This window comes from Silvibacterium acidisoli (assembly GCA_022870745.1).
GTDB lineage: Bacteria > Acidobacteriota > Terriglobia > Terriglobales > Acidobacteriaceae > Silvibacterium.
Genome location: CP085323.1, coordinates 3,389,881 through 3,411,557, shown reverse-complemented (window position 1 = coordinate 3,411,557; position 21,677 = coordinate 3,389,881). Strand labels below are relative to the sequence as shown.

The following is a 21,677-nucleotide window of genomic DNA, read 5'->3' as shown; positions in this document are numbered from 1 at the left end:
TCGGCCTTCGCTTCGATGCTTAAAATCGTGCGCGGCTCGGTTCCCCTGCTTCGAATCGATTCGAAGGTCGCCGGGCTCCGTCCTAAAAGGAGAAGACATGAGAAGCATGACCCACGCTTTACGGCGCCATTCCCTGCGTCTGCTAACCGTTCTTACGATGCTCATTGTCGTAGGCAATCTCGCTGCCGCTACACTGTGCGTAAACCCTCGAGGCAGAGGCGGATGTAAATCCAGCATTGCCGCCGCCGTTGCTGCTGCATCGCCCGGTGACACGATCCAGGTTGAACAGGGCTCCTACACCGGTCCGGTCACCATCACCAAGTCCCTCTCGTTGATTGCATCTCCCGGCGCCAGGCCGAGCATCGATGCCAGCAGAAAATCAAATGGCATCCTTGTAAGCGGCATATCTACCAGCCCCAATCCTGGGGTGATGAACGTTATCGTCTCCGGTTTCGACATTCACGATGCGAACTTCGAAGGCATCCTCGTCGTGAACGCCTCCAACGTCACCCTCCTCGGCAATCACGTCCACGACAACAACAAGTCTCTCGATCCATCAGCAGCAATGTGTCCCAACATCCCCGCATTTGAAACCAGCGAAGCGATGGACTGTGGCGAAGGCATTCACCTCATGGCGGTAGATCACTCTTTCGTGATTCGTAACCTGGTCGAGAATAATTCCGGCGGCATCCTCATCACTGATGAGACTGGTCCGACTACCGCAAACCTCGTGAAAGAGAACGTAGTCCGCGACAATGGTTATGCATGCGGCATCACCATGGCCAGTCATCCGGCTGCTAATGCTTCCGGTCCGATTATGGCCGTGAACTATGGCATCTCTCACAACGTGATCTCGCACAATGATTCGCATCACAACGGGCTGGCAATACCTGGAGCTGGCGCCGGGGTCGGAATCTTTGCCCCAGGCCCGGGTTCAACCAACATCGCCAACGTAGTGATTGGCAACGAGCTGCATGATAATGGACTGCCCGGAGTCACCATGCATAATCACGCTTCCGTTCCGGGTGCGCCACCCATCTATTTTGGCGACAACGTGATCGTCGGAAACCATATCTACGGCAACGCCGCAGACACCGAAGACGCCAAGACATCGGGGCCAACGGGAATCAACATCTACTCTCTCGCGCCCATAAATGGCACAGTCGTCGCGCAGAACGATATTCGCGATGAGGCAATCGCCATTGCCTTCAATGCGCCCGCGGGCAGCACTGCAGTGGTTCACTTCAACGACTTCAACGGCCGCTTCGTCGGTATCGACAACATCGGGTCAGGTTCGATCGATGCAACCAATAATTGGTGGGATTGCCCCGGTGGGCCGATTGCCCGCTGCAGCCGGGCAATCGGCAACAATATCTCCACAACACCCGCTCTGACGCGGCCTTTCGACTTGAACTACAACTGGTAGCAGCAGCCTGCCATCTTCAAACTACGGCGGCTCAGGCCTCAACCTGGTCCGCCTAGCCGATGCAATGAAAATGAAAGTTAAGAATGCTGGAAATCTTCTGTAACTGCGGCAGAACATTCCCTACGCCAATCGCGCAGTGATGCGCCGGACCCGCCGCGTTCCATTTCTCGACAAACTCTCGCGCGCCCGATCGGAATCGATACCTGCTGTTCGTATTTCCAATCTCCAGCACATCGCCGGGCACGCTCTCTGCGGAAGACGCAAGGAAAGAGAAACCACGCTCACGGTCTTCAACAATCGAAAGAAGCGTCACTGATCCGTGCCTCACCGACATCTCAACAGATAATCCCCGGCCTACCTTGCCGTGATAGACCTGCAAGGGACGCAGCTTGATTTTGTCCTGTGCTATGCCCACGTGACCCGGCCCATCATGGCCCATGAGGACCAAATCTGCATCGAAGTCCATTGCATAGTATTCCGTGAAAGATCCCCCCACGCCCATCAGGTCGAGGATTTTCATCGCGATCGCATTCTTCACCTCGTACTCACCGGCGATCGGGACACTGTGGCCGGTCAACAGAGATGCGCCTGGAATGATAGAACTCATCACGTTCTCATTCTCGGCAATACCGACTCCTCGATAGTAGTAGGCCATGAGGTCGAGGTCATGTTTCCTGACCAGTCGATCCAGAGCTACGGCAGTCGCTGCAGCGCGCTCCACTTCGAGAGGATCGCATCCCTCTTCGATAGCAAAGAAGTCGTGGAACCTCCGCACCATCTCACTCTTCGCAGATTCATCCACCTCTCGCCTCAACGCGCTGAGCTCTTCCACTTCCAGCTGTTCGACATGAACACCGAAGCGTCCGCTCACCTGAACGAGGTCTGTGGTAATGTCGAGCATCCCGCTGTAGTAATGACCAAGCAGGCCGAGCCTGCTGTGGCTCAACGCCTTTACTGTTGCCGCGGCCTGCAGCCATTCATCGATCTGCTTCCAGCAGACGTCGTCGTTGTGAAGCATGCCCGTCACCTGGTGGACGGGCATATCGAGACGCTGCATCACATTTACGATCTCCGGCACTGGACAGGAAGCGCAGTGAGCAAGCCACTCCCCAGTCATCGCCGTCCTGCTCTCCATCTGGTTGAAGCGGACGTAGTCAATCGCCGGAGCGGGCTGCAGGTTCAACAGGATCACCGGCACTTTGGCGCGCAACAGAACAGGAAGCACGGTTGCGGAGAGAGCGTAGGTGGTCACGTAGACGAACAGAATATCGATGTCGTCCTGCCGGCATCGGTGTCCTGCAGCGAGCGCCCGCTCATGCGAATCCACCAGCCCCAGGTTTACCAGGAAACGCTGGGGGGCGCTGATTCTCTTCCCTGCTTCATCGAGATACCCATGCAGTCTTGCTTCCAATCCTTCAAACTGGTTCCAGTATTCCCTCAGGCCCAGGCCCACTAAGCCGATTCGCAGCAGCTTATAAGCATCATTCATTTCAACCCGCTCTTCCCGGCATGTAGAAGACCTTCTGTATGTTCGTCAGCGTTGTATCGAACACTGGATGCTCCTTCAACTTAACCATGTCTTACTGTAGCTTCAGCACGGCAACAGAAAAGGGAGATAGGTGAACGATTGACGAGTTGACCTCGGTGCGTTGCGCAGGTCCTTCGCCGCTTGCCTGGTCCACTGTTTCCAATACACCATGGCTTGCATCTGCAGGAAGCTTTATGTCGACTGTCCTATTCCTGCGATTGACGATCAGCAGCTTGCGGCCTGCGTCTGTTATGAAAGCCTGCGCAGTGACCGCGCCACTTCCGTTTGCCTCCGTCTTGACCATCCTGTCACCGGGTTGGAAGTTCTCCTTGATCAGCTTAAGAACCCAATAACGCGCGTTCGGCTTGCCATTTTTCCAATCGATCATTGTGACGCTGGGATACTGTGACGGATAACCGACAAGTTGCGACTCTCCGATCACATCGATCCCCTGCTGTGCCAGGCCGATGTACAGGTACGCGTAGAGAGCACCAGCAGCGTTCCAGTAACTCGGTGGAATTGCGATCTTCGCATCATCAGGCCTGTTGTCGGTGGGCAGAATGACGCCAAGTTCGTCCGTATCGGTTTTCGTCTCTGGAGAAAGCCTCTTTCTGATCTGTTCAATATATCGAACGGTGGTCAAAAACTTGTCCGCCTGGTTGAAGAAAGAATACTGCCAGTCGTCAGCGCCCTGGCTCTCGTCAGGCGTCGCATAGAAGTGGTACGAGATGTAGTCAAGAGGTGTGTCCGGTCTGTGATGTGCATGGTTCAGAAAATATTCGAAGAACTCTGGATGGTCGGAAGGTGCGGCCAGTGCCATTCCAACGAACTTTGTCTGCGGACTTACCTCGTGGATCGCATGCACAATAGCGTCATAACGCTCTGTATATTGCTCCGCGGTCATCTCGTGCTCTGCTTCAACCTCATTGAGAACTTCCCAGTAGGGAAAACGATAGTGGTACCCGGACTTGTGCACCTTCCCATTCTCATCAGTGAATGCACCCTTGGTGTACCAGCTCACAAGACGCGCATAGTAGTCTCCAAGCGCTTTACCTGAGGGATCGACCAGCTCCGTTCCCTGTGTGTAATGCCAATCCACGGTGTTGGGATCGCTCGGATAAGTTACAGGCTTGGGCGTCTTGAAAAGCCACGCGGGGATGGTGCTGAAGTTCATAATCGTGGAGTGCCCTGCGGTAGAATCCAGAAACGCTCGAGTGATCGGATCAATCAGGGAGAAGTCCCACGACGTGCTTGATGAAGTGGGCGGCTCAAGCTCTGCCACTCCAAGCTTCGGATAAGGAAGCCATGGTACATAGCGAACGTAATCAGCGCCCAGATCCTGCACTGCCGAAAAGGCTCCATCCACAATCGGAGAGCCCGGACGCAGCATGGGATTCACAACTACCTGCAGCGTCGGCGTAGAGCGGGAGACGATCACCGTCTTTCCCCAGTCCACGGAGACTTCGGCGGATCCCCCCGCCTGTTGTGCCAACAGATTAGAAGATACGCCACCCAACACAAGCGCTAAACCACCTGCGATCCATACGCGATTCCTTTGCCGGCCTGCCATCTGGTCTCCATTTTTCCTGATGCTTAATATTGCTGCCTTAACTGTTACCAATTCAGCCTTCCTCCTAGCTGGATGATCCTGGGACTGCGGTCAGAGGTAATCTGCCCAAATCCTGGACCGAGGGTCAGGCTCGCATTGCCGAACTGCGTGTGATTGAAAGTATTGAAGAACTCGAACCGGAATTGAAAGTTCACGTTGTCCCGGATGGGAAATGTCTTGAAAAGACTTGTGTCCCAGTTGTCGTAGCCGGGCTGTTCAAGTGTATTGCGACCGGCATTTCCTTCAACGTGCGTTGTGGGAATAGAAAACGCTGCGGCGTTGAAGTACTGCGTCGGCAGCTTTCTTCCCACCGTTGCAAGCCCCTTGTCGAGGTTCGGACGCGACTGCGAAAACGAACCGATATTCAGCCAGTCAGTGTTCAGCGAGGCGGTTCCATACTGCCCTGCGGTAAACGTTGTGATCGCGTTGATCTGCCATCCGCCGACGAGATAGTTCATGCCGCGTCCTGCTCCTGTCATGAATGTCTTGCCAGCTCCGAAGGGCAGGTCGTAGGTAACATTGCCGACAAAACGCACGGGAACATCATAATCGGATACACCCCAGTCATATTCACGGAAGTCTCGCGAAATCGCCGAGGTGTCATCTGTAATTCCCTGGTCAAGAGCCTTTGCCCACGTGAATGATCCAAGGAACGACAAGCCGTTACTGTAACGCTTCTCCAGCTTCGCTGTGAGCGCGTTATAGCTTGCGGAGCCTTCATTCCAATCGCGCAGGATGTAGCCAAATGATGGATATGGCGCGCGGCTGCTGATCGAGAGGGTGCCCGTCGGATCGATTGTCGCGACATTCGCGTTATAGCGTTGCGGCAGGTCCTTACCGATATTTCCCGCATACTCAAGCTCAAAGAGATAGTCTTTACCGAGGATCTGCTGGAGGTCTAGCCCGAACTGTTCGTAGTAAGGAAGGCGGCTGTTCGGATCGAGCGTGAACGGATTCAGATTGGTCGAAGTAGCAAACGAGGGAAGCATGTCTTCCATCGAAAGTGTCGGCCTTGTGGGATCGCTGTTCACCGTCTGCACCTGGTAAAAGGGCGAGCCCACAATACTGAACTGCAGTTCGTTCAGATTGTCGGTAGCGTAATAAATTCCGAATCCACCACGCAGCACAGTATTGTTCAGATAAGGGGGCTTCCACGTGAACCCGATTCTCGGCGCCAACCCAAGATAGTCAGGCTTCACGATTGAGCGGCGGATTCCCTGCCCAGCGACGACCTCCTGGCCGCTCGCGAGATCGAAGTATGCCTGGTGATTATGTGTTTCGATCGGCGGCCGCGAAAACTCATACCGCAAACCGTAGCTCAGCAGGAAGCTCGGAGAAATTTGCCAGTTGTCCTGCGCATAGACTCCGTAATAATTCGAATGCAGGTCCTGCGCTGAATTTCCTGCGGCCCCCGATGCCGAGTATGGAATGCCCAGCAGGAAGTCTCCCAGGCCCGTACCGTTGTTCACTGTGCCCGTATATCGTCCGTCAAACGTGAAGTTTGGGTTCCCGCTGAAGTCGGTGGTCTGGTTGATGCGCATATGCATCAGCTCCACACCGGCCATCAGGTTATGCCTGCTTTTTGTAACCGCAACGTTGTCAGTTAGCTGATAGTACTTTGCCTGAGCTCCGATGGTTTCCGAGAAAGATCCAATACCGGAGAACCCGCCGATACCGAAGTCAGGAATACCGAAGACGAGCGGATCGCTGTCGGTATTTTTCAACCCAAAAACAGTTTGCGCATAGTTTGGCCCGTTTGCGCTTTCCGGCGTGAGAAACGTAATCGAGTTGTTCAGTCCAAGGCGTAGTTCGTTCAACAGCGAAGGCGAGAACACATGCGTGTAGCTCACCGTCCACAGGTGATCGGCCAGTGGATAGTTGTTTCCGCCCAGGGGCTGAATCGACGGGTTATAAAGATTCTGCGTCTCATCTGAAAACGTTGCATAGAGATTGTCCTTGGCGCCGAGCCTCTGGTCGACGCGGCCGTTGTACTGATCCCATGTATTGCGGATATCTGGAGACGCGATGGTGTTGAAGGAAGGAAAGTTGGGACTTCCCTGGTTTTGAGGAAAGTTCGGCGCAGGAATGTACGGCAGGGCCTTCTGATCCACGGGATCGAGCTCTGCCGCGGGAATCACATTTCCGGGAAATGGCTGCCCGGTCGCGGGATTGATCACGTCCGCACATTTAGCCGATCCGGCGTTTTGCGCACAGAAAGTCGAGCTGAGCGGGTAGATACCGGTGCCTGCGCTGTCGTCGGCAAGGTTTCCCTGCAACTGCGCTGCCGAGGGGTACAGGCCAGTGAGCGCCGTTCCCTGCACCTGCCGAAAGCCCTCGTAGTTAAACATGAAGAATGTCCGGTTGCGACCGTCATACAACTTTGGAATCCACACCGGCCCGGCGAGCGTCACTCCAAAATTGTTTTGGTTAAACGGCGGTCTCTGCTGTCCTGTCTGATTCAGAAAATAATCATTCGCTGCATAATCGCGGTTGCGATTCAGCTCAAACGCATCTCCGTGGAACTGGTTTGATCCACTGCGAATCGTCATATTCACCACCGACGCGCTCTCGCCAAATTCAGCGCCGAAGGTTGTGCGCTGCACGCGAAATTCCTGGATCGCATCCGGAGAAAGAAATAGACCCGCGTTTCCAAATCGAGGGTTGCGCGTTTCGATTCCATTCACCAGGTAGCTCACATCGCTCTCACGCAGCCCCGAGACGGAGACCGATACATCACTGCGGCCTGTCCAGGTTGAAGCAGGAGAATTACCGCCCCCCACAGGTTGCGCACCGGTCGCCAGGTAGAGCAACTGTACGAAGTTGCGGCCGTTCAGAGGAAGGTCCTGGATTACATGGCTCTGAATGGCCTGACCCACCGATGCGCTTTCAACATTGAGCAATGACGCACTCTCTGCTGAGACTGTTACGGATTCCTTTGCCGACCCCACGGCCAACCGGACAGGAATGCTGATGTGTTCGCCGATACTGATCGTGATGTTCTGTAGCGTCGTAGAAGCAAACCCCTCATGCTCCACGATCACGGTATATTCGCCTGGCTGCAACAGGTCGAAGGTATAGCTTCCGTCATTGCCTGTAGTCCCATTCTTCTTCTCGCCGGTCGCAGTGCGTAGCAGCGCTACCCTGGCTCCATTCAATGCTGCTGAAGAACTGTCTGTTACACGTACGCTCGCACTGCCTGTAATCTGCTGCGCATCGCCAACTCCAGCAACAAATGCGAGACCCAACATGAGGAGGAAAAGAAAACTCAGCCTTATCGAGATAAGCTGCTTCATATGCAAAGCCCATTCCTGATTTCGAACGAAATGTCTAGCCAAACCTCGCAAAGCTAGCTGGAGGGCTTCAGGCCTGCAAACTTGTTTTTCTCAATATGCGTTTATTTCGTAGTGCGAAATTTAGCCATCTACCCAAACAAGCGTCTGCCAAACAGCTATTCCAGAAAAACACCCGGATCCCTTGACCCAGAGTCGCAACACATCAGAATTCGTAATTTCACAGGGAGAAATTCTGGCCGTCTTTCGCATCGTGCGAACTTCCGCTTATACTGGCACGCGTGAAGCACGCCTCATCGAGATCCGGAGCGTTGTCTCTTCGCGCGGATCCATCACGCACTGAAACGCGCGATCACAACGTGCAGTCTGTCGCGAGGGCTTGCGAAATCCTGAAGTACCTTCAACGGACTCCCGCAAATGTCACCCTCGACGCTGTCTGCAGGAGCATTGGACTCCCTCGCCCCACGGCTTACCGTCTGCTATCAACGCTCGTTGGCTCCGGGATGGTCGAGAAGGTATCGAAAAACAGCTACAGGTTGATGGGCCAGCAGGTACAACCACGACTCCGTATCGGATACGCGTCGCAATCTGATGAATTCTCTTTCTCACGGCTGGTCTGTGACAGCATACGAAGCAGTGCTTACCGTGCGAATGTTGAACTGCTCGTACTCGATAACCATTACTCCTCGCGCGCAGCGATCCGGAATGCCGAAGCGTTCATTCTCAGGCACGTAGATCTAGTCATCGAATTTCAGACGAATCATCAGAGCGCTTCCATCATCTCCTCCAAGCTGCTGGAGGCAAAGATTCCGCTGATCGCAATAGAAATACCTCACCCTGGCGCTATCTACTACGGCGCTGATAATTACCAGGCGGGAATCATCGGCGGCCGCGCTTTGGGCAAAGCATGCATGGAGCGTTGGGGCGGCGCCGTCGACGAAGTTATTCTCCTGGAACTGCCGGCAGCAGGCCCGCTTCCCCGTTCGCGCATGACAGCAACACTGGCCGGGATCCGTGAGGTACTCCCACGATCCCCCGATGTGAAGGCGATCTATCTCGACGGCAAAGGCCGCTTCGAAGACAGCCTCGCCATCATGCGTAAGCACCTCTCCAGGAGCCGCTCTGCAAAGACCTTACTGGCCGCTTTGAATGATCCAAGTTGCCTGGGCGGATTACAGGCATTCGAGGAATGTGGCCGCACCGGAGACTGCATCGCCGTTGGTCATAACGCAAGTATCGAAGCGCGTCGCGAGCTGCGCAGGCCCGGCACAGCACTGATCGGCTCCGTCGGTTATTTTCCCGAGAGATATGGCGATGCCATTATCAAGCTGGCGCTCGACAGAATCCGTGGACGAGAGGTTCCCGCAGCCACCTTTGTGAAACACCGTCTGGTTCATCCGGGTAACGTAAACAGCCTCTACCCAAACGATGGAGAAATCTCCCGCACCGAAAGCGACGCATTGCTCTATAGCAAGCGGTGATCGCCGTATCGTTCAGCGCAGATCGCTCGACATGGAAAAGGCTGTATCTTCACTCTTCCTGCGCCAGCAACAGCCGTAGCGGACCGATTCGATCGGCGACGACGCGCACTCCCTCCGGCGATTTGAGCGCGGATCCGTTCGCGATCCGGACGCTGTAGTCGAAGTCTCGAAAGCGATACCGGAGGCGGTCCGTAGCAGCCTCTTTGAAAGCACTGCGGTCAGCAACCCACTCAAACCGCAGCCCTGGTGTTTCCGTTTGCTGCCGCCCTGCCAATGTGAAGCTGACTTCCTTCTCGCCGAACACAACACCTAAAGAGCCGCCGTCTGACAATGGGACTCGGGTCCACAGGTTTGTTCCTCTATCCTCCACAATGGGCTCTCCCTGCAGCGTAAGCGGTGTCTCTTTGTTATCCGGCGTTATCGTGACAAACCTCCCCATCGCACGAACACCATTGCGGCCAGCACGCGTTTCGTCGTCGCTCCAGTGATAGCCATCGAGGACAGCCAGCATCCGCTGTTCGATACCGTGCTGCTGGACTGGGTCAGTGAGGTAAGGCTGGGCAAAACCGTCGCTGTAAACGTGCAGATCGCGCAGGTAGAACTGCTCGCCGCGGAAGTGGAGGTTCGCGCGATAGTACTTGCTCTGGTACCAGATCGTCCGCTCAGGGGGATCATTCTTTCCGAACGGATCCTGCAGCATGACCTGTGCCTGGGTCGGCGTTGATGCGAAGGAATGCTTGAAGCGGCGTCCTGTTTCGCCCATGGTTTCAACTACGATACCGCCGCCTCTCCGCAACTTTGCGAGCTTCCCCATCTGCATGAGATAAGCGTTACCCATCACCGGCCAGCCGAAGCTGTTCTCCTGTCCGAGCTGTGCATACGCGATTGCCTGGGTCGGAGCATCCGCCACCATCTCGAGGAAGCGATCGGCAAATACCTCCGACTGCCCAGAAGGCCATGCAGGCTCCATCGTGTCGGGATACTTGAATACGTTGTCGTAGTAGTAGACCGGATCCTGGCCAAGCAGCCTGAACATCGGCGTCTCGATCTGGTGCTTCTTTTCGAGCGCCGGACTCCAGGCGTTAATTCGGCTTGGATAATACGCAGCAATCGGCGAACCCCAGATCGTGAAGCCATCGGTCGCCAACTGGTCACGGCAATTACCGAACGCGTCGATTCCGTGATGATCGGAGAAGTGCGCCGCAGAAATCGCGTCCATGTTCCACGAGGCCACCGTCTTCGCGTCGCGGCCAAAGATTCGCTTGAAGGTTGCCATGGCAGTGTCGGCAAGCTTGCGACGTTCATCGGGGGCGTAGCCAATAGCGTACGCAATCGGCACGTGATAATCCCACTCCCACTCCGGCTTGCCGCGCCACGCTATGCCCGCATCGTCACAGATCTTCCGATTCATCTCAAACCAGATGCCCGCTTCATGATCGGCGGGCATCTCGGCCTTGAGGAACTCCACGTACGGCCCTTCCACCAGAGCATCGTATTGCAGCAACCACGTCGCCGGCAGGTTATGCGCCTTAATCGACGCCATCTGCTCGCGAACGGGCTTCATCAGATCCATCGGCTCCCGCGGCTCTTCCGCGCGAATGAAGTTCATGATGTTGACGACTCGCAGCGCACTCGACTGATGCTTCATTGCACCCAACGTCTGCGGCAGCCGCCATGACGCGACTACGGCCGCCAGTCCCCCCTTCATCAGTTCTCGTCTTGTAAAGGGGCCCCGGGCCTTCATCATCCGCAATACGTCCTTTCGGCACCCGAGGGCAGAGCACGCACCGTCTAGAGCGGAGGGATATCCAGATGCGCGCTAACAATCGGGCCTTCTTTTTTATGGTTATACCCATAATTGTGGAACATTATCAAATGAGAAACTGAGGTGCTGTACATTTAAACTGTACAGATTAACTGCATATATGACATACTTCACGTGTGGACAAACTGCTGCGTTCTGAATCCGAACTGGCGCCAACGCTGGCTTCGGATATCCGTGCGATCGCGGGGAAACTGAGACGGCGCCTGCGAGACCAGGGCGGGAAGAACGATTTCACTCCGTCTCAGGTCGACATCCTATTGCGCCTTGAAAAGGATGGCCCAGCTACAATCGCCTCCCTTGCGCGCGCGGACGGCGTTCGGCACCAGTCGATGAGCGCCGCCATAGGTCCACTGCAAGAAGCGGGTCTTATCCAAGGTGCTCGCGACCCCCGCGATGGGCGGCAGACCCTCATGTCCCTCACACCGAAATGCCTGAAGTGGCTCCGTGAAAGCAGGGCTGCCAAGCAGGATTGGCTCACACGGAACATCACTGAGAAACTCTCGATCCGCGAGCAGGAACGGTTGCGTTCCGCACTCGAACTGCTGGCGCGGCTCGTCGAGGATTGACCTGTCTTCCATATCCGGGGGACAAAGGAGTGAAAGAAATGAACTGGCTTGCGCTCGTGTCGTACTTCTTCGGTGGGCTCTTTGCAGCGAATGCCATTCCGCATACCGTAGCCGGCATGATGGGGCGGCCTTTTCAGAGCCCTTTCGCCAAGCCGCCCGGCAAGGGTCTCTCTTCTTCAACGGTCAACGTCATCTGGGGACTCTTCAATGCGGTCCTGGCATACCTGCTGACGTTGCATGTCGGAGCTTTCGACCCGCGGAATTTTAGTCACGCACTAGTATTCGGATTGGGCGCGCTGCTGATCGGATTGCAGTCCTCGCGGCATTTTGGTCAGTTCCACGGAGGCAACGCTCCAACACGTTCATGAAGGCTTGAGGCCAAACTATTTCACACTTACGTGTCCGGTCTGGTAATGGGATTACCATAGGACTGAACATGAGAACAGATCCCAGCACACCTGCAGCTTCGAAGAAAAAGAAGTTCTGGACGAATAACAAGAAAGATATCTCGTTCCCTATTCCCGTCATTTCGGAAGAAGCCGGCGTGGTAACGCTGCACTTTGAATCTGAGTATGTGCAGAGCCAGATGATCGCTGAAAGGCCGGACTTTCTGGCGCTCTCCTACACGCGCGCCATGATGTTGTTCGATTTACTCAAGCCGGACGCAGGCAACATCGTGATAATCGGTCTCGGCGGAGGATCGCTCGCGAAGTGGTGTCATCGCCATCACCCCAGGACTGCACTGACCGTAGTTGAGATCAACCCTCATGTCATCGCCTTGCGGGACAAGTTCCATATCCCACCGGATGACCACAGGTTCAAGGTGCTTTGCGCAGACGGCGCAAAATTCATAGCGAAGCAGAAGAACAAGGTGGACGTGCTGCTGGTCGACGCCTTCAGCGTAGACAGCCTCCCTGAGGATCTCTCTTCGCAATCCTTTTACGACAGCTGCCACCGTGCGCTATCAGCAGAGGGATTGCTGGTTGTGAATCTATGCGCTGCGGACGAGGAGGCGGTTGTCGCGAGAATTCGTGAGAGCTTCGGTGGAAAAGTATCGCGGTCATCCAACCACGATGGAAACAGCGTTATCTTTGCCTGCAAAGGCAGCCTGATGTGGCCGTGCGAGGAATCATCCGCGTTTCTTGCGGATAAGCTGACTGAGTTTGAAAAGAAGTACGAGATGACTAAAGCGGTAGCGCCGGTGGGTTAAGCCGGAAGACGGCAGAGGCGTCATATGGACCGCCTCTGCCATTCAGGTTAGAAGGATATTTTGAAGTAGGCCTGTCCCTGGCGGGGCGTGTTGCCCTGGCAAGGACTGCTGCCGCCACTTCCGTTCGGCTGAACGTAACCGAAGTTATCGGTTCCAGCCGATACCGTTGTATTCGGCGAGCAGACCTGCATGCGGTTAAGCACGTTGAAGAACTCCATTCGAAATTCCATGTCCACGTGTTCGCCAGCGTAAAAACGCTTTGCGAGCGCGAGGTTTTCGTTAGAGCCGAATGGCGTGCGAAGCTGCGTGAGGTTGCGGGAGGAATTTCCCGGAGCGAAGCCAGGGTCGGAGAACGCCTTCACGTTATAGACCGGGAGCCCTTTGTAGTAGTTGTTGTAATTTACGTGCAGCGGCACGCTGGGGTCATAGTTGGCGCGGTTGAATCCATTGAGCAGAGGATCGCTGCTGCTGGTGAATACCGTCAGCGGCGTACCGGTTGCATACTGGAAGGCTCCGCTGACCTGCCATCCGCCCCACAGATTTTTTCCAAGATAGCCCCCCTGGTTGAGAAGGTGCTTACCCGGACCGAAAGGCAGTTCGTAGACGAGAGCGAGATTGGTCATGTTCGTCTGATCGGCCGCGCCAACCGCCCACTCCGCACGCTGGTTGTATTTGTTCAGCGATCCGTAGTTTGCGTAAGCAAAGCCGCTGTCGGTGTTGGACATGCTCTTCGAGTAGGTGTAGTTGGCAAGCACCGACAGGCCATTGGTATAGCGCTTCAGCAGCGAGGTCTGCAATCCGTTGTAGGAAGACAGGCCCGTCAGATCGAACGGGTTGCAGATGCCTCCGCAGGACTCCGAAGCGTTGTACTGCGGGTAAGGCAGCAGCGCCTGCGAAAGGCCAGCGTTCGCACCGTAGTCGCTCATGAAGTTACAATACGGCGCATAGAATCCGGCGCTCGGAGTGCCTGCAGGGCAGACACCGAATCCAGCCGAAGCAAGATCCTTCTGCGCCAGCGCGCTCGTCCATGCGAAGTTCGATGAATCCGGAGACATCGCGCAGTTGGGATCGCTCAGACTTCCACTGGCGCAGAACTGCGTCAGATACTTGGGGTTCGTCTGGTTGATGGGGTTGACCATCGACGGCAGGTGCAGGCCGCGATTGCCGACATAGGCGATCGAGAAGAGCATGTCGTTGGGCAGTTCACGCTGTACACCGAAGTTCCAGTATTCACCGTATGGATACTTGCCGGGATCCTTCTCAAACTGGTGCAGCACGCCGGTCCCGTTGAACCCTGTCGAGCTGAACGCGGTGCTACCAGGCAACGCGAGCGGAGTTGCATCCCACGAGCCGTAGCCGGGAATGTTTGAGCCGTTCGAGTTTACCTGCTCGATGCCGTCCAGCAGCGTACCGTACTGCAGGCTCAGCTTATTGTTGCCGAAGTCGTAAGCGCCGCCGTTGAGATGGTTGATGGAGAAGCCCGCGGAGACAACTGTCTTGGAGTTGACCTGGTAGGCAAAGCCAAAGCGCGGGTCAACATGCTTGAAGGAGGTGACGGCGCGGTCGTAGCCGGAGATGCCGAGTTTGTTCGCCGCTCCCATCAGCTGCGTTCCACTCGGTGTAACGGCATCGGAGTTGGCAATCGTCGGATCGAAGTAGACGACGTTGTTACGTTGTTCCGTGAACGGAACCATGATGTCCCAACGCAGGCCGGCGTTGATGGTAAGGCGCGGCGTTACCTTCCAGTCGTCCTGAATGTAGGAGCCGACATAGAAATTGCGCAGCTTGTTCTCCTCGGTCAAACGGCGATATGCCGAATCCGCGTCACCGAGCAGGAAGCTTGCAAAGGCATTGCCCGTATCGGCGATGTCCCCAGGATTCGCAGTCGTACGATTGCTGAAGCTGAACGAGCCGCCGCAGGTGGGGCACTCGTCGTCGTCCTGTGCTGCGCGGCGCAGTTCCCAACCGATATTGAGAGTGTGGCTGCCACGCGTCCAGAGCCAGTTGTTGTCGAAGCTCAGGCCGAGCTTGCGATTTACGGCACTGGTGCTGCCTGCTGTACTGTTGCCCCAGGTGGTAGGAGCGTTCGGCAAGCCATTCTGGTTGAAGCTGATGGTCGGCAGAACGGTGCCGCCCTCGACCGAGCCGAGGCTCACGCCCATGAATTTGTTGAAGCCGTTGTTGATTTCACCCATGCCGCCAAAGCCGGCGGTCATGATCAGGTTGGGTGAGAACACCTTGGAGTAAGTGACGAACAGTCCGGTGCCCAGGCGAGGCTCAGTCGTAGCGCCGCCAAGCGCATTGCCGAAGTGCGCGTTGTTGCTGCAGCAGAAGGTGTAGTTGTACTTGTCGCGCCAGAAGCTCACGTGGACTTTCTGCGTGTCGCTCAGGTTGTGGTCGATCGAGAAGCCCCAGTTGGTCTGGCGTGTAGGCAGCGTGCCAATGGACGAGCTGACGTTATTTGACTGCCCCGGAAGGCTCGGCGCGGGGATCAGCGAAAGCAGGCTTGCGGAGGTCTTGCTGAAGCAGCCTTTAGGAATCACATTGCCCGGCCAGGGCTGTCCCGGAGCGGGCGCGCTGCAACCCGTGGGGGCGACAAAGCCCTGCGGTACATAGATGGTTTGCGGCGTGGATCCGGAAAGCAGCGAGCTGAAATCGCCACCGACCTGGGCAACGCTGGGCACCGTCATCGTGCCGGTGTCCTGCTGGTTCAGCCGGAACCAGTCTGCGCTGAAGTGGAAGAAGGTTTTGTGCTGCCGCCCATCGTAAAGTTTGGGCAGCATTACAGGACCGCCAAGCGAGAACCCGAAGTTGTCTTCATGAATTGCGGGGGCGGGATCCTTGATACCCTCCGCGTTGAAGCCGGGGTTCGCCCCCGCGGCGTTGAACATGGTATTGCGAAGAACCTCGAAGCCGTCGCCGTGCAGCTTGTCTGTGCCGGAAGCGAACTGATAGGAAGCAACGCCCTGGCCAAGCCCGTACTGCGCGCTAAAGCTTGAAGTCAGCACCTGGATTTCGTTCACCATCTCGAACGGAGGATTAATGTTCGATTGGTAGCCCTGCGTTTCCGATTGCACTGCAACTACGCCGTTGAACATCACGGTATCTTCGTAGTCCGTTCCGCCGTCGATGCGGTGGCTCCATTCGCCGCCGGTGACTCCCGGAGTGAGGAAGAGATAGTCGTCGATCTGGCGGTCGTGCGGTCCCTGGTTGCCCGGGCCGCCGCCGATCAGCACCGGAATCTCCTGCGTGATCTTGCTCTCGACAATGGTGCCGAGCTGCGGCTGTGTCGTATCCATACTAATGGCCGGCGAATCGACGACGACGCTCTGAGCGTCGGAACCGGGACTGAGCTGTGCATCCTCGCGCGTGTCCTTGCTCACGTCCACGTGGACATCGTCGATAATGCGCGTGACGAAACCATTCATACGCACGGTAATGCGATAGGTGCCGGGCAACGTGTCGGCAACGAGATAGGAGCCGGCATCATTTGTCTTCGTCTCCGAAGTCACCTGGGTCGCAGTGTTCTCGATCGTTACCAGCGCACCGCGCACGATCGCGCCGGACGAATCGGTAACAGTGCCTGTAATTTTGCTGGTGGTCTGGGCCAGCCCGGTAAGAAACGAGCAGACCATTACGACGCCGAGCGCAAGGCGAATACCCCAGGCGCGCCGCAGAGCACGAGTGAGAGCAGGGATTGGCATGGACTTACCTTCCATAAACGTTGGAGAAAGTTGTAGGTTTGTCACGGAGGCCTCCAGTGACGCGATCTGGGTAAGTTGTCAACTTTGGTGGTCGGCTGGGACCCACGGATAGGTCACATAGGATGTAAAAACCTGTTCTCCGCGAACCTGGCATAGCGTGTAACCTTCGGAGCTCCCGTCTTCCATCTTTCCTTTCCACCAGAAACCGCAAACAGCTCCGCCAATCACATAGTCCACGCCGTGGTATTGCGACTTCTCCCACACATGCAGATGTCCCTGTAACACCAGCTTCACGTTGTACCGGGAGAGCATGGAGTGAACGGTGTAGGCATTGTGAACAAGCAGGCCCGCGGCTCCATCCGAAGAGAGCGATCCGATCACCGAGGCGATCGGCACATGGGTCACTACAATCACCGGGCGCTCCGTACCTACAAATGCCAGGTCATTCTCGAGCCAGCGAATCTGCTCGCCATCGAAATGCGGAGTGAAGATTTTGTAATACTCGATGCCAATGGAATCGAGCACCACGAAGTGCCAGCCCTTGTAATCGAACGAGTAGTAACGCTTGCCGAAGTTATCCTCGTAAAGTTTCTTTCCGTACTCCAAATCCCCCGGCTCAATGGGACTCTTCTGGTTGATACCCATAACGTCGTGATTGCCGATGGTGTGGTAAACCTTGCACGCCAGCTCCGATTCAGTTTGGCGATACAGACTAAATAAGGATCGCGCCCGCGTCAGATCCTGCTCGCAAACGTCAAACACCTGGTCGCCACCCGCGATGCAAAACTCGGGGTGCGCTTCATTAATCTGGTTGAAACACTTTGCCGTTCCGGCTGCGGCGCCAAGCTCCGGTTCAAGATGTGCATCGGTGAAGAAAACGAAGTCGAAATCGCGGTTCGGGTCTGTCTTTGGAATTAGCTGCTGTGGAACAGGCGGTTGGATCATTCGTTGCTGCTCTGTGCTCGCCGCCGCATAGAGCAGCGGAGTGGCAGCGGGAGCGGCAGCCGCCACAAGAGCATTTCGCAGGAAGTTTCTACGGAGCATCTGCATTGGGCCTCGGTGAAGAATTCACACAGGTCGCGGGTCTTCCATCCAGAAGGACTCGGTACCTACGAGCCTGACTCTACGTTCGCTCTCCGACCAACGCATAAAAGCGCTCCAAATAAGCTCCAAATGATTTCCAAACAGAGGCGATGGACAACGAAGAGTCAAAGGCATACAGCTTTTAACGCTCCTGTGATGCTCACCATCTATGCTCAAAACAAGACTCGCGCCTGACAGTTGAATAGCCTGACGACATCATGAGCAGGGGGCGAAACAGATCTGTGCTGTGCAGACCAGTGATGAAATCTTTGCGTTCGGAGAATTCCGCCTCGATGTAAAGGAGCGCCGGATATGGAGGGGGCACGCGTTAGTTACGCTGCCGCCGAAGACATTCGATCTGCTCGTCATCATGGTGAAGGACGCTGGGCGGTTGCTCGATAAGGACTACCTGATCCGAAGCGTCTGGCCCGACAGTTACGTTCAGGATGCAAACCTGAGCGTGCATGTGGCCAACATCCGCAAAGCGCTGGGGAAATCAGCCGAAGCCGTTCCGTTTATTGAGACGGTTCCGAAAGCTGGCTATCGTTTCGTCGTTCCCGTCTCACGCCTGCCATTGCAGGTGGATTCGATCGCGCACATCGAGCCGGTTCCTCCAGAGCCCGGGCATGAGGCGCTTGAGATTCTGCCACCGGAAACGGTCGAACAGCCGTTACAAATTCCTTCCGTGGCGTCACCGCGAAGAACCCGCGTTCCGCGGCGGTGGCTTGCGGCTTTGACGATGGCTTCCATGGCCGTCATCTTTGCGGTCTTTCTCGTGCGCATAAAAGCCAGCACCGAGCACTTCTCACCTTCAGCGGCAACTACGCATCCGCTTATCAGCACGCCCGGCCTATTCCTTCAGCCCGCGTTCTCTCCAGATGGATCGCAGCTGGCCTATACCTGGTACTCGGGCAAGGACCAGAACCAGAGCATCTATGTGCAGAACATCTCGGAAGACCGCCGCAGCCTGCTGGTCGATACCGGCCGTGATGACTACGCACCCGCCTGGTCGCCGACCGGAGACAGGATTGCATTTCTCCATACCGGCAGCGTCGCGCAGACCTTTGAAGTCCTGGTTGTAAATCGTCGCGAACCGTCTCAACCGCGCAGGATTGCCACCATCTGCGATGCCAGCGATGCCTTCCATGGAATGCCTTCGCTGTCATGGTCTCCGGATGGAAAAAGCCTGCTCACAACCGACTGTACAAAAACCGGAAACGCGACACTGACGGTTATCTCCGTCGCTAATGGTGCGCGGGTGCGCCTCACCAACCCGCCTGCTCGCGCCCTGGATGACCAGGCCGTGTATTCGCCGGACGGCGCATGGATCGCTTTTCGCCGCTCCGAGGGCGACTGGTCAGACGACATTTACCTGATTCCATCAGCAGGTGGAGCAGTCCGGAAGATCACGACGCAGTCCAATCCGATTGACGGTCTCGCCTGGAGCGCGGACGGGAACCGCATCATCTTCTCGTCAGCCCATGCCACAAGCCAGGGAAGCATCTGGAGCCTTCCCCTCAATGGCGGTGTACCGGTTGCAGTCACCACCCCTCTCACGCACACCTCTTCGCCGGCTGTGTCTCCGGCGGGCCATCGCATGGCCTATGTAAACTCTCCGAACAACGTCTCCGTGTGGAAGCTTTCACTCACCGGCCGTCACGAGTCCCAACCCTTCATCGCATCGAACTTCTTCGACTCGAGCGCAGTGTATTCGCCGGATGGCACACAGGTAGCCTTCCGCAGCGACCGTTCCGGGTCCAATGAAATATGGCTCTCCCACAGCGACGGCAGCGAGCCCAGAAGGATCACGCATTTCGGCGGCCCCATGACAGGCTCCCCCTGCTGGTCCCCGGACGGCAAATCGCTCGCCTTCGATTCCCGCGTCGGAGGACACGCGGATATCTACGTCGCCAACCTGGAGACAGGAAACATCAGACGCATCACCACGACCACCGGCAGCGATACGGAGAACGTAGTGCCGAACTGGTCAGCCGACGGCGCAGCCCTCTATTTCAGTTCTAATCGAACCGGAAGCTGGCAGATCTGGCGGCATGTCATCGCCGATGGCACTGAAACGCAGATCACCAGCAACGGAGGCTTCAACGCAATAGAATCCGCGGACGGGAAGTACCTTATCTATGTTGGCGATATGGACAGCACCGAGATCCGGATACGGTCACTGGCCGACCCTCAGGATGACCGGCGTCTGATCGCGCTTGGATCGGGCCTGTGGCATAGCTGGGGACTGACAAGGGACAGCCTGCTCTACCTGACACGGCCTTCCGGCTCGGCTTCGGCCGAGCTGTCGAAGCTCGATCTCCACTCCGGAAGACGGGAGGAGATTGCATCGATTCCACAGGCCGTAAACGACATTTTATCTATCTCTTCGGACAAGAAGTCTCTCCTGCACGCCCGCCGCTCGAGCTCAGGCAGCAGCATCATGATCGTGGACGGCTGGCGCTGAGCACCACCAGAAAACAGGCATCCCCTGGAACTTTCCTGACCGCCGTCACCATTATCCTTCCCATTTTTCCGGTCTTGCATCTCAGTCCGTAACGGTCCTTTTCGACATTCTCCGATTTTTATGCCGGCGGCACTGTACGCTTAAGCTCCACATTCGGCATATGATCGGTAACACACGATATATTGAAAACTCATGAGTACCCTCCTACCTAAAGAAGAATCCACCGCCCCGGCCAGGAAGACATTCCCCTCCTCTTCAGGACAAATGTTCCAGAACTACTTTGCTTCCGAGCGGGACGACAGCTATAAAAAGCGCGATCTGATCGATGCAAGGGCTCGAAGGCTGTTTGAAAATACCGCCCTCGCCTGTTCGCTGGACGCGTATCCGTTTCAAGCCCCGCTGAGCACCCGCTCCGGGCCCGTGGTGGAAATGAACGGCCACCGCATGCTGATGTTGTCCTCGTATGACTACCTCGGGTTGATTGGGGATTCGCGGGTCGATGAGGCGGCCATCGCCGCGATACGGAAATATGGCACAGGTACGGGAGGGGTCCGTTTGCTCACGGGCACCTTGGATCTCCACCAGGAAGTCGAGCAGGCCCTGGCAGAGTTCAAGGGAACCGAGACGGCGATCACCTTCACATCGGGATACGCGGCAAATCTCGCGGTTATCAGCGCACTGTTCGGTCCGGCCGATCGCGTGATCGCCGATGCGCTGTCGCACCGCAGCCTGATGGACGCCTGCCGGCTGGCGGGTGTTCAGGTCCAGAGGTTCGAGCACAACAACATGGCCTCTCTGCGCCATGAACTGGAGAACGGGTCGGAGGCGAACCGTACGCTGATCATCAGTGACGGTGTGTTCTCGATGGATGGCGATATCTGCCCGCTGCCGGAAATCATCGCGTTAAAGAAAGAGTTCGATTGCTTCCTGCTCATGGACGAGTCGCACGCAAGCGGCGTGCTGGGCGAGCACGGACGGGGTACAGACGAGCACTTCGGGGTGCCGACAGATGATGTCGATATATGGACAGGGTCGCTGGCCAAGGCGATTCCGTCGAATGGTGGATTTGTAGCAGTCTCACGGCGTCTGTCTATCTTCTTGCAGCATGCTGCGGCACCCTTCATCTTTTCCGGCGCGCTGGCAGCTCCAGCTGCGGCAGCCGTCCTCGAAACCCTGAAGATTCTCAAGCAGGAGCCCCAACGGGTTGCCCGCCTGCGGGCGAATGCAAATTTTCTGCGCGCCGGCCTGCAGAGTCTTGGATACGACACCGGCTTTTCGGAGACCGCGGTCATTCCCGTTATGCTGCACGATGACGCGAAGACGGCGCTCTTTGCCCGGCGGCTGCGCGATTACGGAATCCTGGTCTCACCTGTCCTGTTTCCGGCAGTGGCCCAGGGTGCGGCTCGCCTGCGGCTCTGCGTAACAGCAGCCCACGCGCCGGAGCACCTGGAGTTTGCGCTGGACGTATTCGAGAAGATGCGGAGCGAGTAG

The 21,677-nt window shown here is 56.4% G+C and carries 13 protein-coding genes; 7 read left to right on the top strand and 6 right to left on the bottom strand.

Annotated elements, in window-relative coordinates:
- The first annotated feature begins 97 nt into the window (after positions 1-97).
- The gene (locus LJD29_RS14290) at positions 98-1,426 is read left to right on the top strand and encodes a right-handed parallel beta-helix repeat-containing protein (RefSeq protein ID WP_446742218.1); all 1,329 of its coding nucleotides are present in this window, start codon (positions 98-100) and stop codon (positions 1,424-1,426) included.
- A gap of 52 nt (positions 1,427-1,478) precedes the next feature.
- Here LJD29_RS14290 and LJD29_RS14285 read toward each other — a convergent pair whose 3' ends face one another.
- The 3 genes from LJD29_RS14285 to LJD29_RS14275 form a co-directional block, all read right to left on the bottom strand.
- Entirely contained in the window at positions 1,479-2,915 is a 1,437-nt protein-coding gene (locus LJD29_RS14285; RefSeq protein ID WP_446742217.1) for an arabinose isomerase, read from the bottom strand.
- Between the two features lie 91 nt (positions 2,916-3,006).
- On the bottom strand, positions 3,007-4,524 hold the full coding sequence (locus LJD29_RS14280) for a GH39 family glycosyl hydrolase (RefSeq protein WP_446742216.1): 1,518 nt from the start codon (positions 4,522-4,524) through the stop codon (positions 3,007-3,009).
- 44 nt (positions 4,525-4,568) lie between these two features.
- Complete coding sequence (locus LJD29_RS14275; RefSeq protein ID WP_446742215.1) at positions 4,569-7,856, bottom strand: TonB-dependent receptor domain-containing protein; 3,288 nt, start codon at positions 7,854-7,856, stop codon at positions 4,569-4,571.
- Between the two features lie 308 nt (positions 7,857-8,164).
- On the opposite strand from LJD29_RS14275, the gene LJD29_RS14270 reads away from it, so the two are divergent.
- A complete protein-coding gene (locus LJD29_RS14270) occupies positions 8,165-9,334 on the top strand; it encodes a sugar ABC transporter substrate-binding protein (protein ID WP_446742214.1) in 1,170 nt (389 codons plus the stop codon).
- Positions 9,335-9,383: 49 nt separating this feature from the next.
- Here LJD29_RS14270 and LJD29_RS14265 read toward each other — a convergent pair whose 3' ends face one another.
- Positions 9,384-11,042 (bottom strand): hypothetical protein, encoded by a 1,659-nt coding sequence (locus LJD29_RS14265; RefSeq protein WP_446742213.1) that lies wholly within the window; start codon positions 11,040-11,042, stop codon positions 9,384-9,386.
- Between the two features lie 233 nt (positions 11,043-11,275).
- Between LJD29_RS14265 and LJD29_RS14260 the strand changes: the two genes are divergently transcribed.
- The 3 genes from LJD29_RS14260 (at position 11,276) to LJD29_RS14250 (ending at position 12,935) form a co-directional block, all read left to right on the top strand.
- A complete protein-coding gene (locus LJD29_RS14260; RefSeq protein WP_446742212.1) occupies positions 11,276-11,725 on the top strand; it encodes a MarR family winged helix-turn-helix transcriptional regulator in 450 nt (149 codons plus the stop codon).
- A gap of 38 nt (positions 11,726-11,763) precedes the next feature.
- A complete protein-coding gene (locus LJD29_RS14255) occupies positions 11,764-12,093 on the top strand; it encodes a hypothetical protein (protein ID WP_446742211.1) in 330 nt (109 codons plus the stop codon).
- Positions 12,094-12,161: 68 nt separating this feature from the next.
- Positions 12,162-12,935, top strand: a complete 774-nt coding sequence (locus LJD29_RS14250; protein WP_446742210.1) for a fused MFS/spermidine synthase — start codon at positions 12,162-12,164, stop codon at positions 12,933-12,935.
- Positions 12,936-12,982: 47 nt separating this feature from the next.
- On the opposite strand, the gene LJD29_RS14245 is transcribed toward LJD29_RS14250, so the two are convergent.
- Positions 12,983-16,639: a carboxypeptidase-like regulatory domain-containing protein gene (locus LJD29_RS14245; protein WP_446742209.1), complete on the bottom strand. Its 3,657-nt coding sequence runs from the start codon at positions 16,637-16,639 to the stop codon at positions 12,983-12,985.
- A 78-nt stretch (positions 16,640-16,717) separates the two neighbouring features.
- Positions 16,718-17,683, bottom strand: a complete 966-nt coding sequence (locus tag LJD29_RS14240) for a metallophosphoesterase family protein (protein WP_446742208.1) — start codon at positions 17,681-17,683, stop codon at positions 16,718-16,720.
- A gap of 286 nt (positions 17,684-17,969) precedes the next feature.
- On the opposite strand from LJD29_RS14240, the gene LJD29_RS14235 reads away from it, so the two are divergent.
- Complete coding sequence (locus tag LJD29_RS14235) at positions 17,970-20,186, top strand: winged helix-turn-helix domain-containing protein (RefSeq protein WP_446742207.1); 2,217 nt, start codon at positions 17,970-17,972, stop codon at positions 20,184-20,186.
- Positions 20,187-20,378: 192 nt separating this feature from the next.
- Positions 20,379-21,677, top strand: a complete 1,299-nt coding sequence (locus tag LJD29_RS14230; RefSeq protein WP_446742206.1) for an aminotransferase class I/II-fold pyridoxal phosphate-dependent enzyme — start codon at positions 20,379-20,381, stop codon at positions 21,675-21,677.